The following is a 17,535-nucleotide window of genomic DNA, read 5'->3' on the forward strand; positions in this document are numbered from 1 at the left end:
TTCCACTGTCCCGCCGGAAATGTCACTTGCTTGTGGTGCATGGGCGTTTGAAATTGGCGCGGGGTTACGGCACATGACAGACAGGCGCGGCAAGAGGCAGAAGAACCAGTCCAGTGGTGAGGGGCCGGTCAGGTTCACCTATTCGACCGCCGACCAGCCGCTCCTTCAGCGCACCGTCATCCAGGCGATCGAGAAGATCGGGGGGCAGTCCAAGCTCAAGAAACTCTATGACGGCCGCAATGTCGGGCGGCAGCCGGACGAGAGCTTCTTCGGCGCCGCCTTGCGACTCCTGAAGATCACCATCGATATCGACCGCGCCACGCTTGATCTCTGCCCAGCGCAAGGTCCGGTTGTCTTCATCGCCAATCATCCTTACGGCGTGCTGGACGGCATCACTCTCGCCTGGGCCTCGCTGCTGGTCAGGCCCGACACCAAGGTGCTCGCCAATTCGGTGCTATGCCGGATCCCGGAAGCGCGCGACAGTCTCCTGCCCGTCGATTTCGCCGGCACGAGGGAAGCCCGCGAGACCAATGTGCGATCCAGGCTCGAGGCGCAGTCCTGGCTGCGTGCTGGCCATGCCATCGGAATATTTCCGGGCGGTGGTGTTTCGACCAGCGAGCGCCCGCATAAGGGGCCGGCGGTCGAGCTGCCCTGGGCGCCCTTCACCGCCAAGCTCATCCGCACCTCGCGCGCCACTATCGTGCCCGTCTTCTTCGTCGGCCAGAACAGCCGCCTGTTCCAACTCACCAGCCACGTCAGCGACACGCTGCGGGCCTCGCTCGTCTTCCGCGAGACGGCGCGGCGCATCGGCACCCGCCTCACCTTGCGCGTGGGCGCTCCCTCCCCCTTCGGCGAAATCGCTCATATCGAGGACCGCCGCGAACTGGTGATGGAGCTGCGCCGTCGCACCTTCGCGCTCGCCAGGCCCGGCGACATCAAGGGCGCCAAGCCCGATCATCATCTGCGTGATTTCAAGCGTTGGGTGCCGAAGGAAGAGGATTAGCGCGCATCCCGGCGAAGTGGAATCACTTCGCCGAAAAGGATTCGCGCCAGATCAATATCTTGGAGCAAATACTTGTCGCCAAAGTCTTCACCCTTGGCGGGATTTGCTCTAGCTGCAAGCGACGGCGGTCACTGCCGCGCCTGCGATATTACTTCACGCACAGGATGAACAGACGCGGAAAGCGCAACAGCGCCTTGCCGTCGCGCATCAGCGGATAGGCCTTGGCGATGCGCGCCTCATAGGCGGCGAGATAGCCCCGGCGCTCATTCTCGTCCAAGGGATCGATAAAGGGCCTCAGGCCCGTGCCTTTCACCCATTCGACGATGCCTTTAGCGCCGTCGATCGGGTGATTGTAGATCGTGTGCCAGATGTCGACGCGTATCGCATGGGGCTTGAGCGCGTCATAATAGGTCGAAGCCTGAGGCAGCGCTTCACGCCCGTCATGCTTGAGCTTGGCGGCCCAGGGACCAGAGGCGGCAACCTCGCGCATCGCCACATGTGAGGGCTCCATGAGATTGTCGGGCATCTGGATGGCGAGCACGCCGCCCTTCGGCAGCGCGGTGAGGAGACGCTGCACGACTTTCAGATGGTGCGGCACCCATTGGAAGAGCGCATTGGCGAAGAGAAGATCAGTCCCCTCCTCCGGTTGCCAGTCGCTGAGATCGCCGGCGATGAAGCGCGCCTGCGGAAGGGCCTCGCGCGCCTTGGCCAGCATGTCGGGTGATGAATCGACACCTGTCACTTCCGCATCGGTGAACCGCTCGATCAGCAGCGCCGTCGAATTGCCCGGCCCGCAGCCGAGGTCGAAGACTTTACCGGCGCGATCGAGCGGGACCTGCGCCAGGAGATCGCGCGCCGCGCGCGTGCGCTCATCGGCGAATTTGAGATATTGCGTCGGGGACCAGTCAGCCATGACCGCTTATGGCATGACCAAAGCGCCCGGAAAAAGCCGCGAGGTCACACAAAGGAAAAGAACTGCGCGGGCGGAAGCCCGCGCCTCCACATATCGGCGATGATACCTCCTCTCCAGGCGGGCGGCTTCAGAATATCTTGTCGGTCGGCAGACCGAGCGCCATGGCGCCGGCATATTCCGCCTGCGGACCACTTTGCAAAGGATGGTAGCGCGCAGCTTGAATATCGCGGAAGCGCCGCTCGAGCCCATGCGCGCGATAGAAGCCGGCGCCCCCCGCCGCTTCCATCGCGAGCTCGACCGCGCGGATTGCGTTCTGTCCGACGAGCTGGCGCCCGATCATCACGTCATTGATCGTCTCGGCCGAGGGAGCGTTGCGCGCAACCACCTCCAGCATCGAGCGCCGGGCCAACTGTGCGGCCCGCAAGGCCGTGTCCATCTGCCCGACAAGCGCCAGGACATGACCGTCGGGCCGCCGCTTCTTGGCAAGACCGACCGCGATATCGCGGGCGCTTTCGGCGACACCGAGATAGACGGAATAGACCAGCGGAAAGGCGATGGTGCCGATGATCTGGAACAGCGGGTGCCATTCGCCCGCCTTGCGTTTCACCGCGATGGCGGCGTCGGGAACGACATGGCCGTCGATCATCACGTCATGCGAGCCGGTGCCGCGCATGCCGAGCGTGCGCCAGGTGTCGAGCACCTTCACATTGGGCGAGTTCATCGGAACGCCGAAATGCAGGACTTCGTTCCGCTCTTGATCGACGGCGCTGGTCATCAGAAGATCACCGACAGGTGCCGCCGAGGTGAAGATCTTGCGTGCGGTGATGCGATAGCCGCCCTCGACTTTCTCCGCCTTGCCCGAGCCCGCGATCCAGTCCGATCCGCCGCTCGACAGAAGGATAATGCGTTCATTGGCGACGCGCTTGAGCAAGGGTTCGACCGCGGCGACCTTCTGATGCGTGAAGCGCCAGGCCGGGATGGCGACCTGATGCGTGTGCATGGAGAAGGCGAGCGCGGTGGACCCGCAGTGATGCGCAAGCACCCGCAGCATCTCGGCAAGCTCCGCGACGGTGGCGCCGCCGCCGCCCAGCTCACGGGGCACGCCGGCCTGGACAAGCCCCGCCTCCTTGAGTGCCTTGAAATTCTCCGCGACGAAGCGGTCCTCGTCCTGGTCCGCCGCCGCGGCGAAGCGCTGGCCAAGGCTTTCGGCGGTCTGCGCGAGATCGGCGGGTTTCAGGGGGTGAACATTGTGCGACAGGGTCATGTCGGCCTCCATTGGATGGGTGCGCCCATGTCCCATCATCCCACCGTTCGGGCCTGTCGTTCCAGTCACGGATCTGTACTGATATCGCCGCGAAATGCCGGCGTTCGCCTCTCAGGCACTTGCAAAACTGTACTAGACTCGCCCCGAGCCTTTGGCGTAGCTTCCGCCGCCGAGGGCCTGGCCACAGGAGAGTTGAAGTGGAGCAAGGCAGTTACGGACAGTTCTGTCCGGTCGCGATGGCGGCGGAAGTTTTTTGCACAAGGTGGACGGCACTGGTTCTGCGCGAGGTGCTGTGCGGCAGCACAAGGTTCAACGATATCCGCCGCGGGGTCCCGCGCATGTCGCCTACCCTTCTGTCCAAGCGACTGAAAGAACTTAAGAAAGCGGGCATCATCTACACACGCCCATCGAAGGTGTCGGGCGGCGTCGATTATGTGCTGACCAGTGCGGGCGAGGATCTGCGCCCACTGGTCATGTCGCTTGGAGCATGGGGACAGCGCTGGGTGGAGTCGAGCCTGTCCCTCAAGAATCTGGATCCGTCATTGCTGATGTGGGACATGCGCCGGCATCTCGATCCCACCCCGTTGCCGGAGAAGCGCTGCACCATACATTTCGAGTATCCCGAGCTCGAAACGGCTCGCCGTCATTGGTGGCTTGTCATCGATCAAGGCACCGTCGATCTCTGCCTGATCGATCCGGGCCATGAAGTCGATCTCGCGGTCACCGGCTCGCTGCATGCCATGACGGCGATCTGGATGGGGCTTTCGACAGTCGAGAAGGAAGCGGAAGCCGGTGCGCTCGACCTCGCCGGCGATCCGGCGATCGCCCGCTCCATGCAGAAGTGGCTGGGTCTCAGCCCCTTCGCCAAGGAAAAGAGCCGGGTCGACGCGCGCGCCGCCTAAATCAGGGACTTTCGGTGGGGATCAGACCGGCAACCAGCCGGTCCATCGGCCTTTCGCTTTCGGCGAGGCCCTTGGCGACACCGGCGCGATCCGCGGCGTTGCGGTTCTGGCTCATCTTCTGTTTGCCCTCGATACGGGTAATCGGCAGGCGCAGCCCGACAATGCCACGCAGCTGCGACCTGATATAGGTTTCCGGCGCATCGCTGACCTGCCAGGGTTCGGCACGCGTCCCTTCGTGCAAGTTGGTGATGCGCCTGACCACGTCGAGCAGGCGTGTTTCGTCCTCGAAGAATTCGACCGGCCCATAGGCGTGAACCGCGGCATAGTTCCAGGTAGGCACGACCTTGCCGTTCTCGGTCTTGGAGGCGTACCAGGAAGGTGTCACATAGGCATCCGGCCCCATGAAGATCGCCAGCGCCTCGCCGATGACCGTTGTCTTCCATTGCGCATTGGCCCTGGCCACATGCCCGTAGAGAACGCCCTGCTCGCCCTCATCCGCGACGAGCAGCAACGGTAAGGGCGTGGCGATCGGACCCTGCGCCGTCGCGGTCACCAGATTGCTGAGCCGCGCGGCGCGCATCAGCTCATGCAGCATCTGTGGATCGTCCGCGCGAAAGGCCGGCGGGATATACATGGCGAGCTCCTCGATTTTGACGGGGTTTAACGCCGAACTGGACCGTCCGGAATTGCCAGTTCACACAAATCCGTACAGTCCAGTCGCGCCCGGATGACGCCCGGACAGGAAGATGTTCTCTTGTGCGGAAGCCTGTCATCAGGCGATGTCTTGCCTTTGCAAGAATGAGTCGATTGGACAGGACCGAATGAAAGTCGTCTTCAGCGAAATACAGAACGAGCATGCCCCCACCCGTTATCTGCGTCATGGCGCGCTGGTCGACTATCCCGAGAGCCCCGAAAGGGTGCGCCGCCTGATGGCGGGCGCCCTAAAGGCGGAACTCGAGCCCAAGGCGCCGGACCTCTTCGAGGCGAGCCATTTCGAGGGCGTCCACCCGCGCCGCTATCTCGACTTCCTCGAAAACGGCCATGCCGAATGGATGAAGCTTCCGGGCGCTTTTCCGGAGATCATGCCGAGCATCCGGCCGGTCGAGGCGCCGTCCGCCTATCCCTCGCATATTTTGGGCCGCGCCGGCTGGCACATCATGGATTTCGCCGGGGCGGTCACGGCGCAGACATGGCGGACGGTGAGCATGTCCGCCATGAGCGCGCTCACCGCGGCCGAGCTCGTCTCTTCCGGCGCCGATGCCGCCTATGCGCTCTGCCGGCCTCCCGGCCATCACGCCTATGGCGAGCGCTCCGGCGGCTTCTGCTATCTCAACAATTCCGCGATCGCTGCCCAGTATCTGCGCCGAGGGCATGAGCGGGTGGCCATTCTCGACATTGACGTCCATCACGGCAACGGCACCCAGTCGATCTTTTATGACCGCGCCGATGTGCTGACCTTGTCGGTGCATGCCGATCCCGCCGCCTATTACCCCTTCTTCTATGGCTATGCCGAGCAGCAGGGCGACGCGGCCGGCGAAGGCTTCAATCTCAATCTGCCGGTCCCGGTGAAGAGCGGCGACAAGGTGTGGATCGAAGCCCTTGAGCGGGCGGCGAAGCGCATCGCCGACTTCAAGCCGGGCGCCCTCGTTTTGGCCCTGGGCCTCGATGCCCATGAGGCCGACCCGCTCAACGGCGGTGCCGTCACGACGGAAGGCTTCATGCAGATGGCGCGGATGATCGCCGCGCTCGGCCTGCCGACCGTTCTCATTCAGGAAGGCGGCTATCTCACCCCGATGCTCGGCGATAATCTCGCCGCCTTCCTCACCGCTTTCAGGAGAGCCCGATGAACAAGCCGGACCAGCCACAGGCCACCACGCTCTTTGCGCCCGGCGGCTATCGTTACATTCCAGGCGTGTTCCAGTATTCGGCGGGCGTGATCGCCGCCCCGGGCTTCGACCTCGTCCGCGTGCGCCTTCGCGAAATTCTGCCCTTGGCCGAAGGCTTCGAGCGGATCGAGGCGTTCCTCGGGAAGGAGGGAAGGCCCCTCACCTCCTTCTGCGCCTGCGAGCTGCGCTCGCCGGCCCCCTTCGACGAAGCGGGATTCCGCGCCTTCAACCGTCTCTATGTCGAAACCTTGCAGCGTTGGGGGATTTCCGACGGCGAGACCAATCCGGTCGCGCGCACCAATGTCTGCCCGATCATCGATCCGCCGGCCACGCCGTCATTTTATGCGTTCACTTTCACCGTCGAGCGTCCCGCGGAGCGGCCGGGCTTCGTCGTCGCCGGCAGCGGCGAGTCGGTCGAAGGCAAGGCGAATTATCGCGATCACACCATTCGACTGGGCGATATCAGTCCCGAAGCGATGCGGGAGAAGGCGCGCTTCGTTCTGGGCGAGATGGAGCGCCGGCTGTCGCGCCTTGGCGCTTCCTGGCGGGAGACCAGCGCGGTCCAGGCCTACACCATCCACGATCTCCATCCCTTCCTCGCCGATGAGATCGTCGCCCGCGGTGCGGCCGGCTCGGGGCTTACCTGGCACTACACGCGCCCGCCGGTCGTCGATCTCGAATTCGAGATGGACTGCCGCGGCGTGGCACGGGAGGTATTGATCTAGAGCCGCCCGTTCCACCGAAACGGAACGGGCGGTCTTTAAATTTCAGCGCGTGAACTGCTTGTATTTGATGCGCTTCGGCATCACCGAATCCTCGCCGAGGCGGCGCTTCTTGTCTTCCTCATAATCCTGGAAGTTGCCCTCGAACCACTCGACATGACTGTCGCCCTCGAAGGCCAGCATATGGGTGGCGAGCCGGTCGAGGAACATGCGGTCATGGCTGATGATGACGGCGCAGCCGGCGAAATCCTCCAGCGCCTCTTCGAGTGCGGCCAGCGTTTCGGTGTCGAGATCGTTGGTCGGCTCGTCGAGGAGCAGCACATTGGCGCCCGATTTGAGCATCTTGGCCAGATGCACGCGGTTGCGCTGGCCGCCAGAAAGCGTGCCGACCTTCTGCTGCTGATCACCGCCCTTGAAGTTAAAGGCGCCGGTATAGGCGCGTGAATTCATCTCGCGCTTGCCGAGATAGATGATGTCGTTGCCGCCCGAGATCTCTTCCCACACGGTCTTGTTCGGATTAAGCGCGTCGCGGCTCTGGTCGACATAGCCGAGCTGAACGCTCTCGCCGATCTTGATCGTGCCGGAATCGGGCTGTTCCTGGCCGGTCAGCATGCGGAACAAGGTGGTCTTGCCGGCGCCGTTTGGACCGATCACGCCGACGATGCCGCCCGGTGGCAGCTTGAAATTGAGATCGTCGATGAGGAGCCGGTCGCCATAGGCCTTGTTCAGGCCCTGGATGTCGATGACCGTGCTGCCGAGACGTTCGCCGGGCGGAATGATGATCTGCGCTGTCGTCGATTTGAGCCGGTTCTCGTTCGCGGTGACGAGTTCGTCATAGGCCTTGAATCGGGCCTTGGACTTGGCCTGCCGCGCCTTGGGCGAGGAGGCGATCCAGGCCTGCTCGCGCTCGAGCACCTTCTGGCGCGCCGCGTCCTCGCGCGCTTCTTGCGCGAAGCGCTTGGCCTTCTGGCCGAGATAGGCCGAGTAATTGCCTTCATAGGGAATGCCACGGCCGCGGTCGAGCTCGAGGATCCAGCCCGTCACATTGTCGAGGAAGTAGCGGTCATGGGTGACGATCAGGATGGCGCCCGGATAGTCGCGCAAATGATGCTCGAGCCAGTTGACGCTTTCGGCGTCGAGATGGTTGGTCGGCTCGTCGAGCAGCAACAGATCGGGCTTGGCGAGAAGCAGCTTGGTCAGCGCCACGCGGCGGCGTTCGCCGCCCGACAGATTGTCGATCATGACATCGCCCGGCGGGCAGCGCATGGCGTCCATCGCCTGCTCGACCTGGCTTTCGAGGTCCCACAGATTCTGGGCGTCGATCTTGTCCTGCAGTGCCGCGGCCTTCTCGGCGTTCTCATCGGAGTAATCCGCCATCAGCGCGTTGTATTCGTCGAGGATCGCCTTCTTGGCGGCGACGCCTTCCATGACATTGCCGAGCACATTGAGCTGCGGGTCGAGCTCGGGCTCCTGCTGGAGATAGCCGACGGTGGCGCCTTCGGCGACCCAGGCTTCGCCGGTGAATTCGGTGTCGAGCCCCGCCATGACGCGCAGAAGCGTCGATTTGCCCGAGCCGTTGGGCCCGAGCACGCCGATCTTGGCGTCCGGGTAGAAGGACAGGTTCACATTGTCGAGGACCTTCTTGCCGCCCGCATAGGCTTTGGAAAGGCCGTGCATATGATAGATGAACTGACGCGCCATCAGGGGTTCCGTTTACCGATGAAATGAATTTGTCGACGCGGCTTCTAGCCGATGCGACCGGCGCATGCAAATAGGCCGTGCACCAGGGTGAACCCGCTCCGAACAGCGGGCCTCAAGATGGCAGCCTGCCCTCGCCTGAGGTAGACTGTTTTCAGCAGATCGGTCGTTTCACATGAAGGCGCCATTGCAGGTCAAGGTGCTTGGAGAATTGGTGGTGTTGCGGGATGGGCGGGAAATCGCGCTGCCGCCGTCGAGGAAGACACGTGCCTTGTTTGCCTATCTGGCGGTGGTGAACCGTCGGCAACGGCGCGATTATTTGTGCCAGATGTTCTGGCAGGCGCCCGACGATCCCAGGGCTTCGCTGCGATGGAGCCTCTCGAAGCTGCGGCGTTGCATCGAGGATGACGCCGATGAAACTCCTCTGCGGACCGACCGGGATACCGTGCTTCTGGATGCCGGCGGAATTGACGTCGATTTGCTACATATTGCGCGTTTGACCGCGAAGGATCTGCGCTCTCTCGGCACGCCCGATCTGGAAAAACTGGCCGCCGGCTTCCGCGGCCGCTTCCTCGAAGGCCTCGAGTTGCCGCGCTGTCCCGTCTTCGAGGCCTGGCGCACATTTCACGACGATGCGCTGGAGCGCACCAGATCCCTCATACTGCAGGTGCTGGTCGAGCTGCTTCAGGGAGAGCCTGAAAGGGCTCTTCCCTATGCTCACCTGCTGCAGTCCATGGACCCGACCAATCGGCAGCTGTCGTCGCAGACGCATTCCCTTGCCGCCGCCGCTCGTCAGGAAGCGACCAGCCTGGACGAGGAGCCGGGACGCGCCGAGCGCTCCCAGGAGATTCGCTACTGCCGCAGCCCGGACGGCGTCCGGATTGCCTATGCGGTGTCCGGAAGCGGTCCCCCTGTTCTGCGCGCGGCGCATTGGATGTCGCATCTGCAATACGAATGGGAAAGCCCGGTATGGCGGCACTGGATCGATTCTCTTTCGGCGCGGAACACGCTGATCCGCTATGATGAGCGCGGCAATGGCTTGTCCGATTGGAGTGCCGATGACCTGTCCCTTGCCGCGATGGTTTCCGATCTTGAGAGTGTCGCCGATGCCAGCGGTCTCGAAGTGTTCCCGCTGCTTGGTGTCTCGCAAAGCTGCGCGGTTTCGGTGGCCTATGCCGTCCGCCATCCCGAGAGGGTATCCCGCCTCGTCCTCTATGGCGGCTATGCCAGGGGCTGGCGCAAGCGCGGCGATCTCCATGAGACAGACACCCATGAAGCCATGACCACCTTGATCCGCGAAGGTTGGGGCAAGGACAATCCCGCCTTTCGACAGCTGTTCACCGAGACCTTCATCCCGGGAGCGAACCGCGATCAGATGTCCTGGTTCAATGAATTGCAGAAGGAGACCGCCTCGCCTGTCAACGCCAGTCGGATTCACCATGCCTTTGGCGACATGGATGTATCGGCCATCCTCGCAAAGGTGAGCGTTCCGACCCTTGTCCTGCATGCCAGGCATGATGCGGCGGTCCCCTTCGAACAGGGCAAAGCGCTCGCGGCCGGCATACCTGGCGCTCGTTTTGTCGACCTCGACAGCGCCAATCATATTCTCCTCGGCGACGAGCCGGCCTTTGCCGAATTTCTCGGTGAGGTCAGGTCCTTCATCAACGGCAGCGGCCCCCGGATCTGACGGCGAAACTCCAACGCCTCATCGGCTTACTTCCAACACCCATTCAAACACCATTTCCAATGCGGGTCAGAGAGCATCGGCGCGGTTCAAGATGGGAGAAGCACGATGAAAACTCACACGGTGACCGGCGGCGACGGTGTCAGATTGCATGTGCGCGAATGGGGCAAGGCCGATGCCCCCGCGATATTGTTCATACACGGATGGTCGCAAAGCCAGCTGTGCTGGCACCGGCAATATGAGAGCGGGCTCGCCGACAGGTTTCGCCTGGTGGGTTTCGACCTTCGCGGCCACGGCATGTCGGAAATGCCTCCAGGCCGCGAAAGCTACACCGAGGCCCGCTTATGGGCGGACGACATCCAGGCGATCATTGACCAGCTTCATCTCGGTCGTCCGCTTCTTGTCGGCTGGTCCTATGCCGGCTTCATAATCTGCGACTATCTCCGCGCCCACGGCCAGGACAGCGTGGCCGGGATAAACTTTGTGAGCGCGGCCGTGACGCTCAATTCTGCCGCTTTCGGTGTCCTCATCGGGCCGGGTTTCCTGGATCACGTCCCGGGTGCGACGGCCGAAGACTTCCCCGCGAATATCGAGGCCATTCGCTCCTTCGTCCGTGAATGCACGGCGCGCCCGCTGCCGCACGAGGAATTTGAGAACGCCTTATGCTGGAACATCGTGGTGCCGCCGAAGGTCAGGGGAGCTCTTGTCACGCGCGAGATCGATTCCGACGACGTACTGAGCGCCTTCAGCAAACCTGTCCTCATGACCCACGGCCAACGCGATACGATTATCCTCCCGGCCATGGGCGAGCACATCCTCGAGACCTGCGGAAACTGTGCTGCCTCCTGGTACGCCGATGCCGGACATGCTCCCTTTCTGGAGGATTCTCCGCGCTTCAACCGGGAGCTTGCCGATTTCGCACAAAGGGCTCTGAGCGGCGCGTAGCGCGGGGATGCGCGCTAATGATCCCCCTTCTCCGCCAGGAGCCTCTTCTGGTAGCGGCCCTGGATGATGTCGACGATGACGAGCGCGATCACCACGAAATAGAAGGTGCTCTTGGCCATCGGTTCGATCGGGTAGCCGAAGAAGGCGAGATGCGCCAGATGGCCGCCTTCCGACATCAGCATGACCCCGACCAGCAGCAGCACGAAGAGGCCGAGCACCTCATACATGCGGTTGCGGGCGAGGAAGGTCGCCACCTGCTCTGCCATCACCACCATCAGCACGCCCGAAATGACGATTGCCAGCGCCATCACCCAGAAATTATCGGTGAGCGCCACCGCCGACAGCACCGTGTCGAAGGAGAAGACGATGTTCATGATCAGGATCCACACCATTGCAGAGGCGACGCTGCGCATGGCGCGCCGGGTCCCTTCGCCATGGCCGAATTGTGGCGCGGCCAGCATGTGAAAGATCTCCTTGAGTGCCGTATAGAGCAGGAACAGTCCGCCGAGCAGCACGATGATACTGTGGCCGTTGACCGAGCCCGCCGCCACGGGCGAGAGATCGAAGCTGAACAGCGGGTCCTGGAAGGCGCTGATGAGCTTGAGAACGACGAAGAGCAGCACGATGCGCAAGGCGATGGCCAGCACGATGCCGACCCGGCGCACATATTTCTGTCTGTCGGGCGGAACCTTCTTGGCCTCGATCGATATGTACAGAAGGTTGTCAAAACCCAACACCGTTTCCAGCGCCGTCAGCACCAGAAGCGTCATCAGATTCTCAAGCGTGAAGAATTCGGCCATCGCGTGCCCCTGTTGAACTGGTGAACTTAGTTGCCAGTCCAACGGGGAGCGCGCAAGAGTGGATCGTCAGGCAGCGCGGCTGAAGACCGGCCGGGCGATCCACGCAAAGAGCAGGAAGCAGGCGAAGAACGCCATGGAAGAGATACCCGTCACCGGTTCGAGCCCGATATTGCCCGACAAGACGAAGAACAGCGATACCAGCAGGATGAGGCCGCTTGCCGTGGTCAGCCAGAAATGCACATTCGCCAGCCGCGACCGGCCGATCTCCGGAAAGAAGTGATAGAAGAAAGCGAAGAAGCCTGACATCAGCCAGCCCAGCACCATCGCATGGGCGTGGACCGGCATCTGGCTGTGATCCTGGGACAAGCCCATGTAAAGTCCCAGCAGCATGCCGCCAATGGCATAAAGCAGTGCCAGGATGAAAAATTTGCGCGCCGCGCCCGTCATGTGTTTCCCCAAATTCTTATTGGCGCCCCCTTGAGCACGCCAGAGATATCAGAAAAGCGATTCTGTAAAGTGAGGTGCGGTCGACGGGCTCAGAAAACGGCCCAGGCGATCATCAGGGCAGCCAGGGCGCCAAGCAGTCCGAAACCCAGGACGAAGCGCATCCGGTGCAGCGTTATCCCTGAGCGGACCCGTTCGGTTTCGACTTCGATTTCGTCTTCCGGCATGCGCGCCCCATTTCCACCAGAAGGTGCATGCCCCCTGGCGGCGGCCAGGAGGGCCTCCTACTTGCAGAGCCTAACGGACGGGCGATAGAAAAGTTCCGAGCCGGAAACGCGCTCAGCGCGTGTCCGGCCGTCCGATGGCTTCCGCCGTGATGTCAGCCTTCAGCAGGCCGTTGTCGTCGACGGCGTCCGGCAGATAGCTCTTGGTGATGCTCACTTTCACCTCGGCCTGCCCCGCCCCCATCAGTGCTACGGCGGCGAGCGCCGCCTGGCGCGCCAGGGCTTCGCCTTGCGCCAGGGCTTGCGCGCCCGAGGTGAGGCTCTTTGTGCCCTCCGGTCCATGCAGGCGGAAAAGCCCGCTGCCGTCGCCTTCGAGCGTAACCGTCACGGCGCGCGACACCACGCCGGTCGCCGCGCCCACCGCATTGGCGACGTCGCAGAATTCGGAGAAGACGATCTCGGCCGAAAGACGCCGGCCGACCTCGCCGTAATAGATCTTCACCGGCCCGCCGACCGCCACCACCGGCACCGACGGACTGCATCCGATCCGGGCCAGGCCGATGCCGCCGCGTCCCGAGCAGACGGCGTCGAGCAAGGCGTCGCCGCCGGTCTTCTGGCCGAGCGCCGTGTCGAGAATGACGCGGCCGGTGAGGCGCACCACATCCGACCACACTTCCTCGCAGAAGCTCCTGACCCGCTCGGGCGACGGCATCTTCATCTCGCGGAAGCGCACTAGGAGCCGCGCCGCCTTCTCCGCCGCGGGCCGCGACCAGTTGTCCTGAAGATCGAGCACATGCGCCGCATCCGACGGCGTGAAGCCGCAGATCTGGATGAGCCCCTTGCGCTTGAGCGCCGCCAAGGCGCGTTGCGCGCCGGACGACACCGCCACCTTGCGGACGGGCTTCGGCCGGTCGGTGACGAGATCGAGGATCTCCTTCTCGCGCGCCGACAGATCGGCCGTCGCGAGCGGCCCCGTGGCGCCGAAGGGCCGCACCACGAACCGGCCATGCATCGAGCCGCCTTCCGTATCGGCGAGATCGCTGTCGAGCATGGTCAGCACTTCCGGGAAACGATGCGCGATCAGCGACACCGGCACGATGCGCTGCGGTCCGATGGTGAGCGCACCGCTCGCCTCGAAATGGACCTCGGAATCGCCACCGAGCCCGATGGTGCGCACGTCGATGGCCTTGACCATGGTGCGCCAGCCACCGACTTCCGCCCCCTCCTCGGTGACCCTGGGCCGTCCGTCCTTGAGAACGCCGAGATCGGTGGTGGTGCCGCCCATGTCGGACATGATGAAATCGCTCAAGCCCGACAGCCAGCGGGCGCCGACGAGGCTCGCCGCCGGCCCCGACAGCACCGTCTCGATCGGCCGCATCGCCACTGTCTCGGCGAGCGCCAACGTGCCATCGCCCTTCACGATCATCAGCGGGCAGACGATCTTGAGTGAGGCCATGGCGCGGCCCACCGCCTCGATGAGGAGCGAGATGCGCGAAATGAGCCGGGCATTGAGCGCGGCGGTGAGCGCCCGGCGCGGCGCGTCGAGCGAGGACGAGAGCTCGGTCGAGAGCGTCGCCGGTTTGCCCGTCCTGGCCGTGATGACCTCGCGGATCTTGTGCTCATGCGCCGGATTGCGCACCGCGAAGGCGGCGGCGACGGCGAACGCGTCGCATTTGCTGCCGATCCGCGCCAGGACCGCGTCGAGCCCGGCGACATCGAGGGCGATTTTCTCATCGCCATTGTGGTCATGGCCGCCGGCGATCATCTCCACCGGCATGCCCGGAAAGGCTTTCGCGATGCCGGTCCGCTCGACCATCGGAGCATCGAAGCCCGCCAGGATGACGCCGACCGCGCTGCCATGCCCCTCGACCACCGCATTGGTGGCGAGCGTGGTGGAGACCGAGACCAGCGAGATGTCTTCCGGTTTAAGGCCCTGCGGCAGGCTGGCCACCGCCCGGGTGATGGCCTCGGTGACACCGATGGCAAGATCGCCCTTGGTGGTGATCGCCTTGGCCGACGCGATGACACGATGGTCGGCGGCGGCGATGACGGCGGCATCGGTATAGGTACCGCCGGTATCGACACCGATGAAGTAGGATTCTTGCGCCTGGGACATGGGAAATTGGGCTCGGCGTTGACGGGAGAGAGGCCGCTATCAAGCGGCACCCTCACTGTCAATGCGCCTTGCCGCAAAGCTCAGATGTGGAGTGAGCAGATACGCCCAAAGGATTCATCCGATTCAGGATTTCTGCTGGGCACCTGCCCAAATCGTCATGGCCGCCTGCCTAACTCGTCATGGCCGCCCTTGAGGCGGCCATCCAGTCCAACCACGCAACAGCTGTATGGTGTCGGGGCTGGATGGCCCCGGGTCGGGGCCCGGCCATGACGGGTGGTGACGTGAAACACCCGCTTTCGCCCATCCTGTACCCTCACAACGGCTTCCCGGGCACAGGCTGGGGCTGTGGATTGGGGATGGGATCATGCGGCGGGATGGGCGCCGGCGCGGGTCCGGGCGGATCGGGCTGGGGTGGTGAGGGGACTGTAGCCATAAAAGTCAAACGCCCCCAAGCCGGATGGGTTCCCCGGCCCTCGCCCCTCACATAGTGGCGCCGATCTGCCAGGGCACATATTCGTTGTCGCCATAACCCAGCAGCTCCGACTTGGACCGCTCGCCGGAAGCGACTTTCAGGATCTTGTCGAAGATCTCCTGGCCCTTGGCCTCGATCGTGACGCCGTCGAGGATGTCGCCGCAATTGATGTCCATGTCGTCGATCATGCGCTCATAGATCGGCGTGTTGGTGGCGAGCTTGATCGACGGCGTCGGCTTGCAGCCATAGGCGGAGCCCCGCCCGGTGGTGAAGCATAGGATATTGGCGCCACCCGCCACCTGGCCCGTCGCCGAGACCGGATCGTAGCCCGGCGTGTCCATGAAGACGAAGCCCTTGGCGGTGACGGGTTCGGCATAGCGATAGACCGCGGTCAGCGTGGTCGAACCGCCCTTGGCGGCGGCGCCTAGGGACTTCTCCAGAATGGTGGTGAGCCCGCCCAGCTTGTTGCCGGGCGACGGGTTGTTGTTCATCTCCATCTGGTTGCGCTTCGCGTAGTCCTCCCACCAGTGGATGATGTCGACGAGCTTCTCGCCCACCGCGCGATCGGCGGCCCGGCGCGTGAGCAGGTGCTCGGCGCCATAGATCTCGGGCGTCTCGGAGAGGATAGCGGTGCCGCCATGGCGCACCAATATATCGACCGCCGCCCCCAGCGCCGGATTGGCGGTGATGCCAGAATAGCCGTCCGAGCCGCCGCATTGCAGCGCCAGCATCAGCTCCGAGGCCGGTATGGTCTCGCGCTTCACATTGTTGACGATCGGCAGCATCTCCCTGATCGCCGCGACCCCCGCCTCGACCGTCTTCCTGGTGCCGCCCGTCTCCTGGATCGTCATGGTACGGAACGTGTCGCTCTCGGTGACGTTATAGGCTTCCTTGAAGCGCGGGATCTGGAAGCCCTCGCAGCCTAAGCCCACCATCACGACACCGCCCATATTGGGATTGGTCGCATAGCCCCAGCTGGTGCGCTTCAGCGTATCGAAGATCACGCCACGATAATCAATGACGCAGCCATTCGCCTGGGTCAGCGCCACGACGCCGTCGATATTGGGATAGTCCTTGAGGATGCCGGACCGGTTGATCTCTTCGGCCATGAATTTCGACGCCGAGGCCGAGCAGTTCACGCTCGTCAATATGCCGACATAGTTGCGCGTACCGGCCTTGCCATTGGCGCGGCGATAGCCTTCGAAGGTCGCCTGCTGGCCGACAGACAGAATGTCCTCCGGCTTCGCGTCGGCGCAATAGGCATAGTCACGGGCGAAATCATGCATCTCGACATTATGCTCATGCACCCAGTCGCCGGGTGCGATCGGCGTTTTGGCGAAGCCGATGATCTGGCCGAATTTGCGGATCGGCTCACCTTGCGCGATCGGCTGCGCCGCCATCTTGTGGCCGCGCGGCACGCGTGCCGTTGCTACAACACCGAGGGCTTCCTTGCCCTTCTCGACATTGTCGACGGCAACGACAATATTGTCGGCGGAATTGAGTCGGATGACGCGGGAGGTTCTGGCTGGGGTTTCGACGATCTTCATGGCCGGCAATTCTCGATCAGAATGCGTGGATTGAAAAGGCTTTGACTTGGCGTTTCCACGGCCATACTAACATGTTAGCATGATTGCCAAAGGAAAATCCTACGAGTTTCTGGAGAATATCCGGGGCGAGAAGCGCGGCGGCGCCACCGCCCGGGTCGTCGAGGTCCTGCGCAACGCCATCGTGATGCACGCTTTCGAGCCAGGCGCGCCGCTCGATAAGGCGAGGTTGTGCGAAAGACTGGGCGTTTCGCGCTTTCCCGTCTCCGAGGCCCTGGCCCGCCTGCAGGATCAGGGTCTGGTCGACATCCAGCCGCAACGCGGCACCACCGTCTCGCTGATCAGGATTTCCGATGTCCGCGAGAACATGTTCCTGCGCAAAGCGCTGGAAACCGAGGCGGTGCGGGCACTCGCCGCCACGATGGACCAGGAGACCGCGACAGAGCTCAAGGCCAACCTCGCCGCCCAGAGGAAGGCCGTGGTGGGCGGCGACAAGCAGGGCTTCCACCGGCTCGACCTCGCCTTCCACGACATATTGCTGACCGAGCTCGGTTTTCCCCGCGTCCGCGCGGTGGTCGAATCCGCCAGACTCGCTCTCGACCGCGTGCGGTTCCTCCTCGCCTCGCCGCTGCGCCGGGCCCAGACGGTGGCCGAGCATGAGCGCATCGTCGCCGCCCTCGAACAGCGCGATGGCGCTGAGGCCGCCCGCACCATGGGCGCTCATCTCGATCAGGTCATGAAGGAGCTCATGTCCTTCGCCAGGCGCGAGCCCGAACTCTTCACCGATTGGCAGGATTAGCGCGGGATGCGAAAAAGTGGACGCCGGTTTTTCGCGAGAATCCCGCGCTACACATGGGAATCGATCACGTTTATTGAGTTTGGATCGCGTCGATCCAAACTCATCGTGATCTACAAAAC

At 63.3% G+C, this 17,535-nt stretch carries 16 protein-coding genes; 7 read left to right on the forward strand and 9 right to left on the reverse strand.

Features of this window, described 5'->3' with window-relative positions:
• Positions 1–73: 73 nt before the first annotated feature.
• Positions 74–1,003 carry a lysophospholipid acyltransferase family protein gene (locus G5V57_RS32410; RefSeq protein WP_165173156.1) on the forward strand — a complete coding sequence of 310 codons (930 nt, stop codon included), beginning with the start codon at positions 74–76 and terminating at the stop codon, positions 1,001–1,003.
• 148 nt (positions 1,004–1,151) lie between these two features.
• Here G5V57_RS32410 and tam read toward each other — a convergent pair whose 3' ends face one another.
• Together tam and G5V57_RS32420 are read right to left on the reverse strand one after the other, a co-directional pair.
• Positions 1,152–1,916 (reverse strand): trans-aconitate 2-methyltransferase, encoded by a 765-nt coding sequence (gene tam / locus G5V57_RS32415; protein ID WP_165173158.1) that lies wholly within the window; start codon positions 1,914–1,916, stop codon positions 1,152–1,154.
• 127 nt (positions 1,917–2,043) lie between these two features.
• A complete protein-coding gene (locus tag G5V57_RS32420; protein WP_246737451.1) occupies positions 2,044–3,180 on the reverse strand; it encodes an acyl-CoA dehydrogenase family protein in 1,137 nt (378 codons plus the stop codon).
• 236 nt (positions 3,181–3,416) lie between these two features.
• Here G5V57_RS32420 and G5V57_RS32425 point away from each other — a divergent pair, with 236 nt between their 5' ends.
• Positions 3,417–4,082: a helix-turn-helix domain-containing protein gene (locus tag G5V57_RS32425; RefSeq protein ID WP_165174367.1), complete on the forward strand. Its 666-nt coding sequence runs from the start codon at positions 3,417–3,419 to the stop codon at positions 4,080–4,082.
• Between the two features lies 1 nt (position 4,083).
• Here the strand turns inward: G5V57_RS32425 and G5V57_RS32430 are convergent, their stop codons facing one another.
• Positions 4,084–4,716: an FMN-binding negative transcriptional regulator gene (locus tag G5V57_RS32430; protein ID WP_165173160.1), complete on the reverse strand. Its 633-nt coding sequence runs from the start codon at positions 4,714–4,716 to the stop codon at positions 4,084–4,086.
• Positions 4,717–4,903: 187 nt separating this feature from the next.
• Between G5V57_RS32430 and G5V57_RS32435 the strand changes: the two genes are divergently transcribed.
• Together G5V57_RS32435 and G5V57_RS32440 are read left to right on the forward strand one after the other, a co-directional pair.
• Positions 4,904–5,929, forward strand: a complete 1,026-nt coding sequence (locus G5V57_RS32435; RefSeq protein WP_165173162.1) for a histone deacetylase family protein — start codon at positions 4,904–4,906, stop codon at positions 5,927–5,929.
• On the forward strand, positions 5,926–6,693 hold the full coding sequence (locus G5V57_RS32440) for a hypothetical protein (protein ID WP_165173164.1): 768 nt from the start codon (positions 5,926–5,928) through the stop codon (positions 6,691–6,693). Before G5V57_RS32435 ends, G5V57_RS32440 begins: the two co-directional genes overlap by 4 nt.
• A 42-nt stretch (positions 6,694–6,735) precedes the next feature.
• On the opposite strand, the gene ettA is transcribed toward G5V57_RS32440, so the two are convergent.
• Positions 6,736–8,391 carry an energy-dependent translational throttle protein EttA gene (ettA, locus tag G5V57_RS32445; protein ID WP_165173166.1) on the reverse strand — a complete coding sequence of 552 codons (1,656 nt, stop codon included), beginning with the start codon at positions 8,389–8,391 and terminating at the stop codon, positions 6,736–6,738.
• A gap of 172 nt (positions 8,392–8,563) precedes the next feature.
• Here ettA and G5V57_RS34695 point away from each other — a divergent pair, with 172 nt between their 5' ends.
• Together G5V57_RS34695 and G5V57_RS32455 are read left to right on the forward strand one after the other, a co-directional pair.
• Positions 8,564–10,075: an alpha/beta fold hydrolase gene (locus tag G5V57_RS34695; protein WP_246737452.1), complete on the forward strand. Its 1,512-nt coding sequence runs from the start codon at positions 8,564–8,566 to the stop codon at positions 10,073–10,075.
• Positions 10,076–10,180: 105 nt separating this feature from the next.
• Positions 10,181–11,017 (forward strand): alpha/beta fold hydrolase, encoded by an 837-nt coding sequence (locus G5V57_RS32455; RefSeq protein WP_165173168.1) that lies wholly within the window; start codon positions 10,181–10,183, stop codon positions 11,015–11,017.
• 14 nt (positions 11,018–11,031) lie between these two features.
• On the opposite strand, the gene G5V57_RS32460 is transcribed toward G5V57_RS32455, so the two are convergent.
• The 5 genes from G5V57_RS32460 to G5V57_RS32475 all read right to left on the reverse strand — a co-directional run bounded on the left by G5V57_RS32460 (position 11,032) and on the right by G5V57_RS32475 (position 16,620).
• Positions 11,032–11,817, reverse strand: coding sequence for a TerC family protein (locus G5V57_RS32460; RefSeq protein WP_165173170.1), 786 nt, complete (start codon positions 11,815–11,817; stop codon positions 11,032–11,034).
• 66 nt (positions 11,818–11,883) lie between these two features.
• Entirely contained in the window at positions 11,884–12,264 is a 381-nt protein-coding gene (locus tag G5V57_RS32465; protein ID WP_165173172.1) for a cbb3-type cytochrome c oxidase subunit I, read from the reverse strand.
• An 89-nt stretch (positions 12,265–12,353) separates the two neighbouring features.
• Positions 12,354–12,488 (reverse strand): hypothetical protein, encoded by a 135-nt coding sequence (locus G5V57_RS34980; RefSeq protein ID WP_256378631.1) that lies wholly within the window; start codon positions 12,486–12,488, stop codon positions 12,354–12,356.
• Between the two features lie 112 nt (positions 12,489–12,600).
• Entirely contained in the window at positions 12,601–14,601 is a 2,001-nt protein-coding gene (locus tag G5V57_RS32470; RefSeq protein WP_165173174.1) for a hydantoinase/oxoprolinase family protein, read from the reverse strand.
• A gap of 480 nt (positions 14,602–15,081) precedes the next feature.
• Positions 15,082–16,620 (reverse strand): UxaA family hydrolase, encoded by a 1,539-nt coding sequence (locus tag G5V57_RS32475; protein ID WP_165173176.1) that lies wholly within the window; start codon positions 16,618–16,620, stop codon positions 15,082–15,084.
• A 79-nt stretch (positions 16,621–16,699) separates the two neighbouring features.
• Between G5V57_RS32475 and G5V57_RS32480 the strand changes: the two genes are divergently transcribed.
• Positions 16,700–17,416 (forward strand): GntR family transcriptional regulator, encoded by a 717-nt coding sequence (locus G5V57_RS32480; protein ID WP_165173178.1) that lies wholly within the window; start codon positions 16,700–16,702, stop codon positions 17,414–17,416.
• The last annotated feature ends 119 nt before the right edge of the window (positions 17,417–17,535 follow it).

Origin of the sequence: Nordella sp. HKS 07 (assembly GCF_011046735.1) — a bacterium.
Classification (GTDB): Bacteria; Pseudomonadota; Alphaproteobacteria; order Rhizobiales; family Aestuariivirgaceae; genus Taklimakanibacter.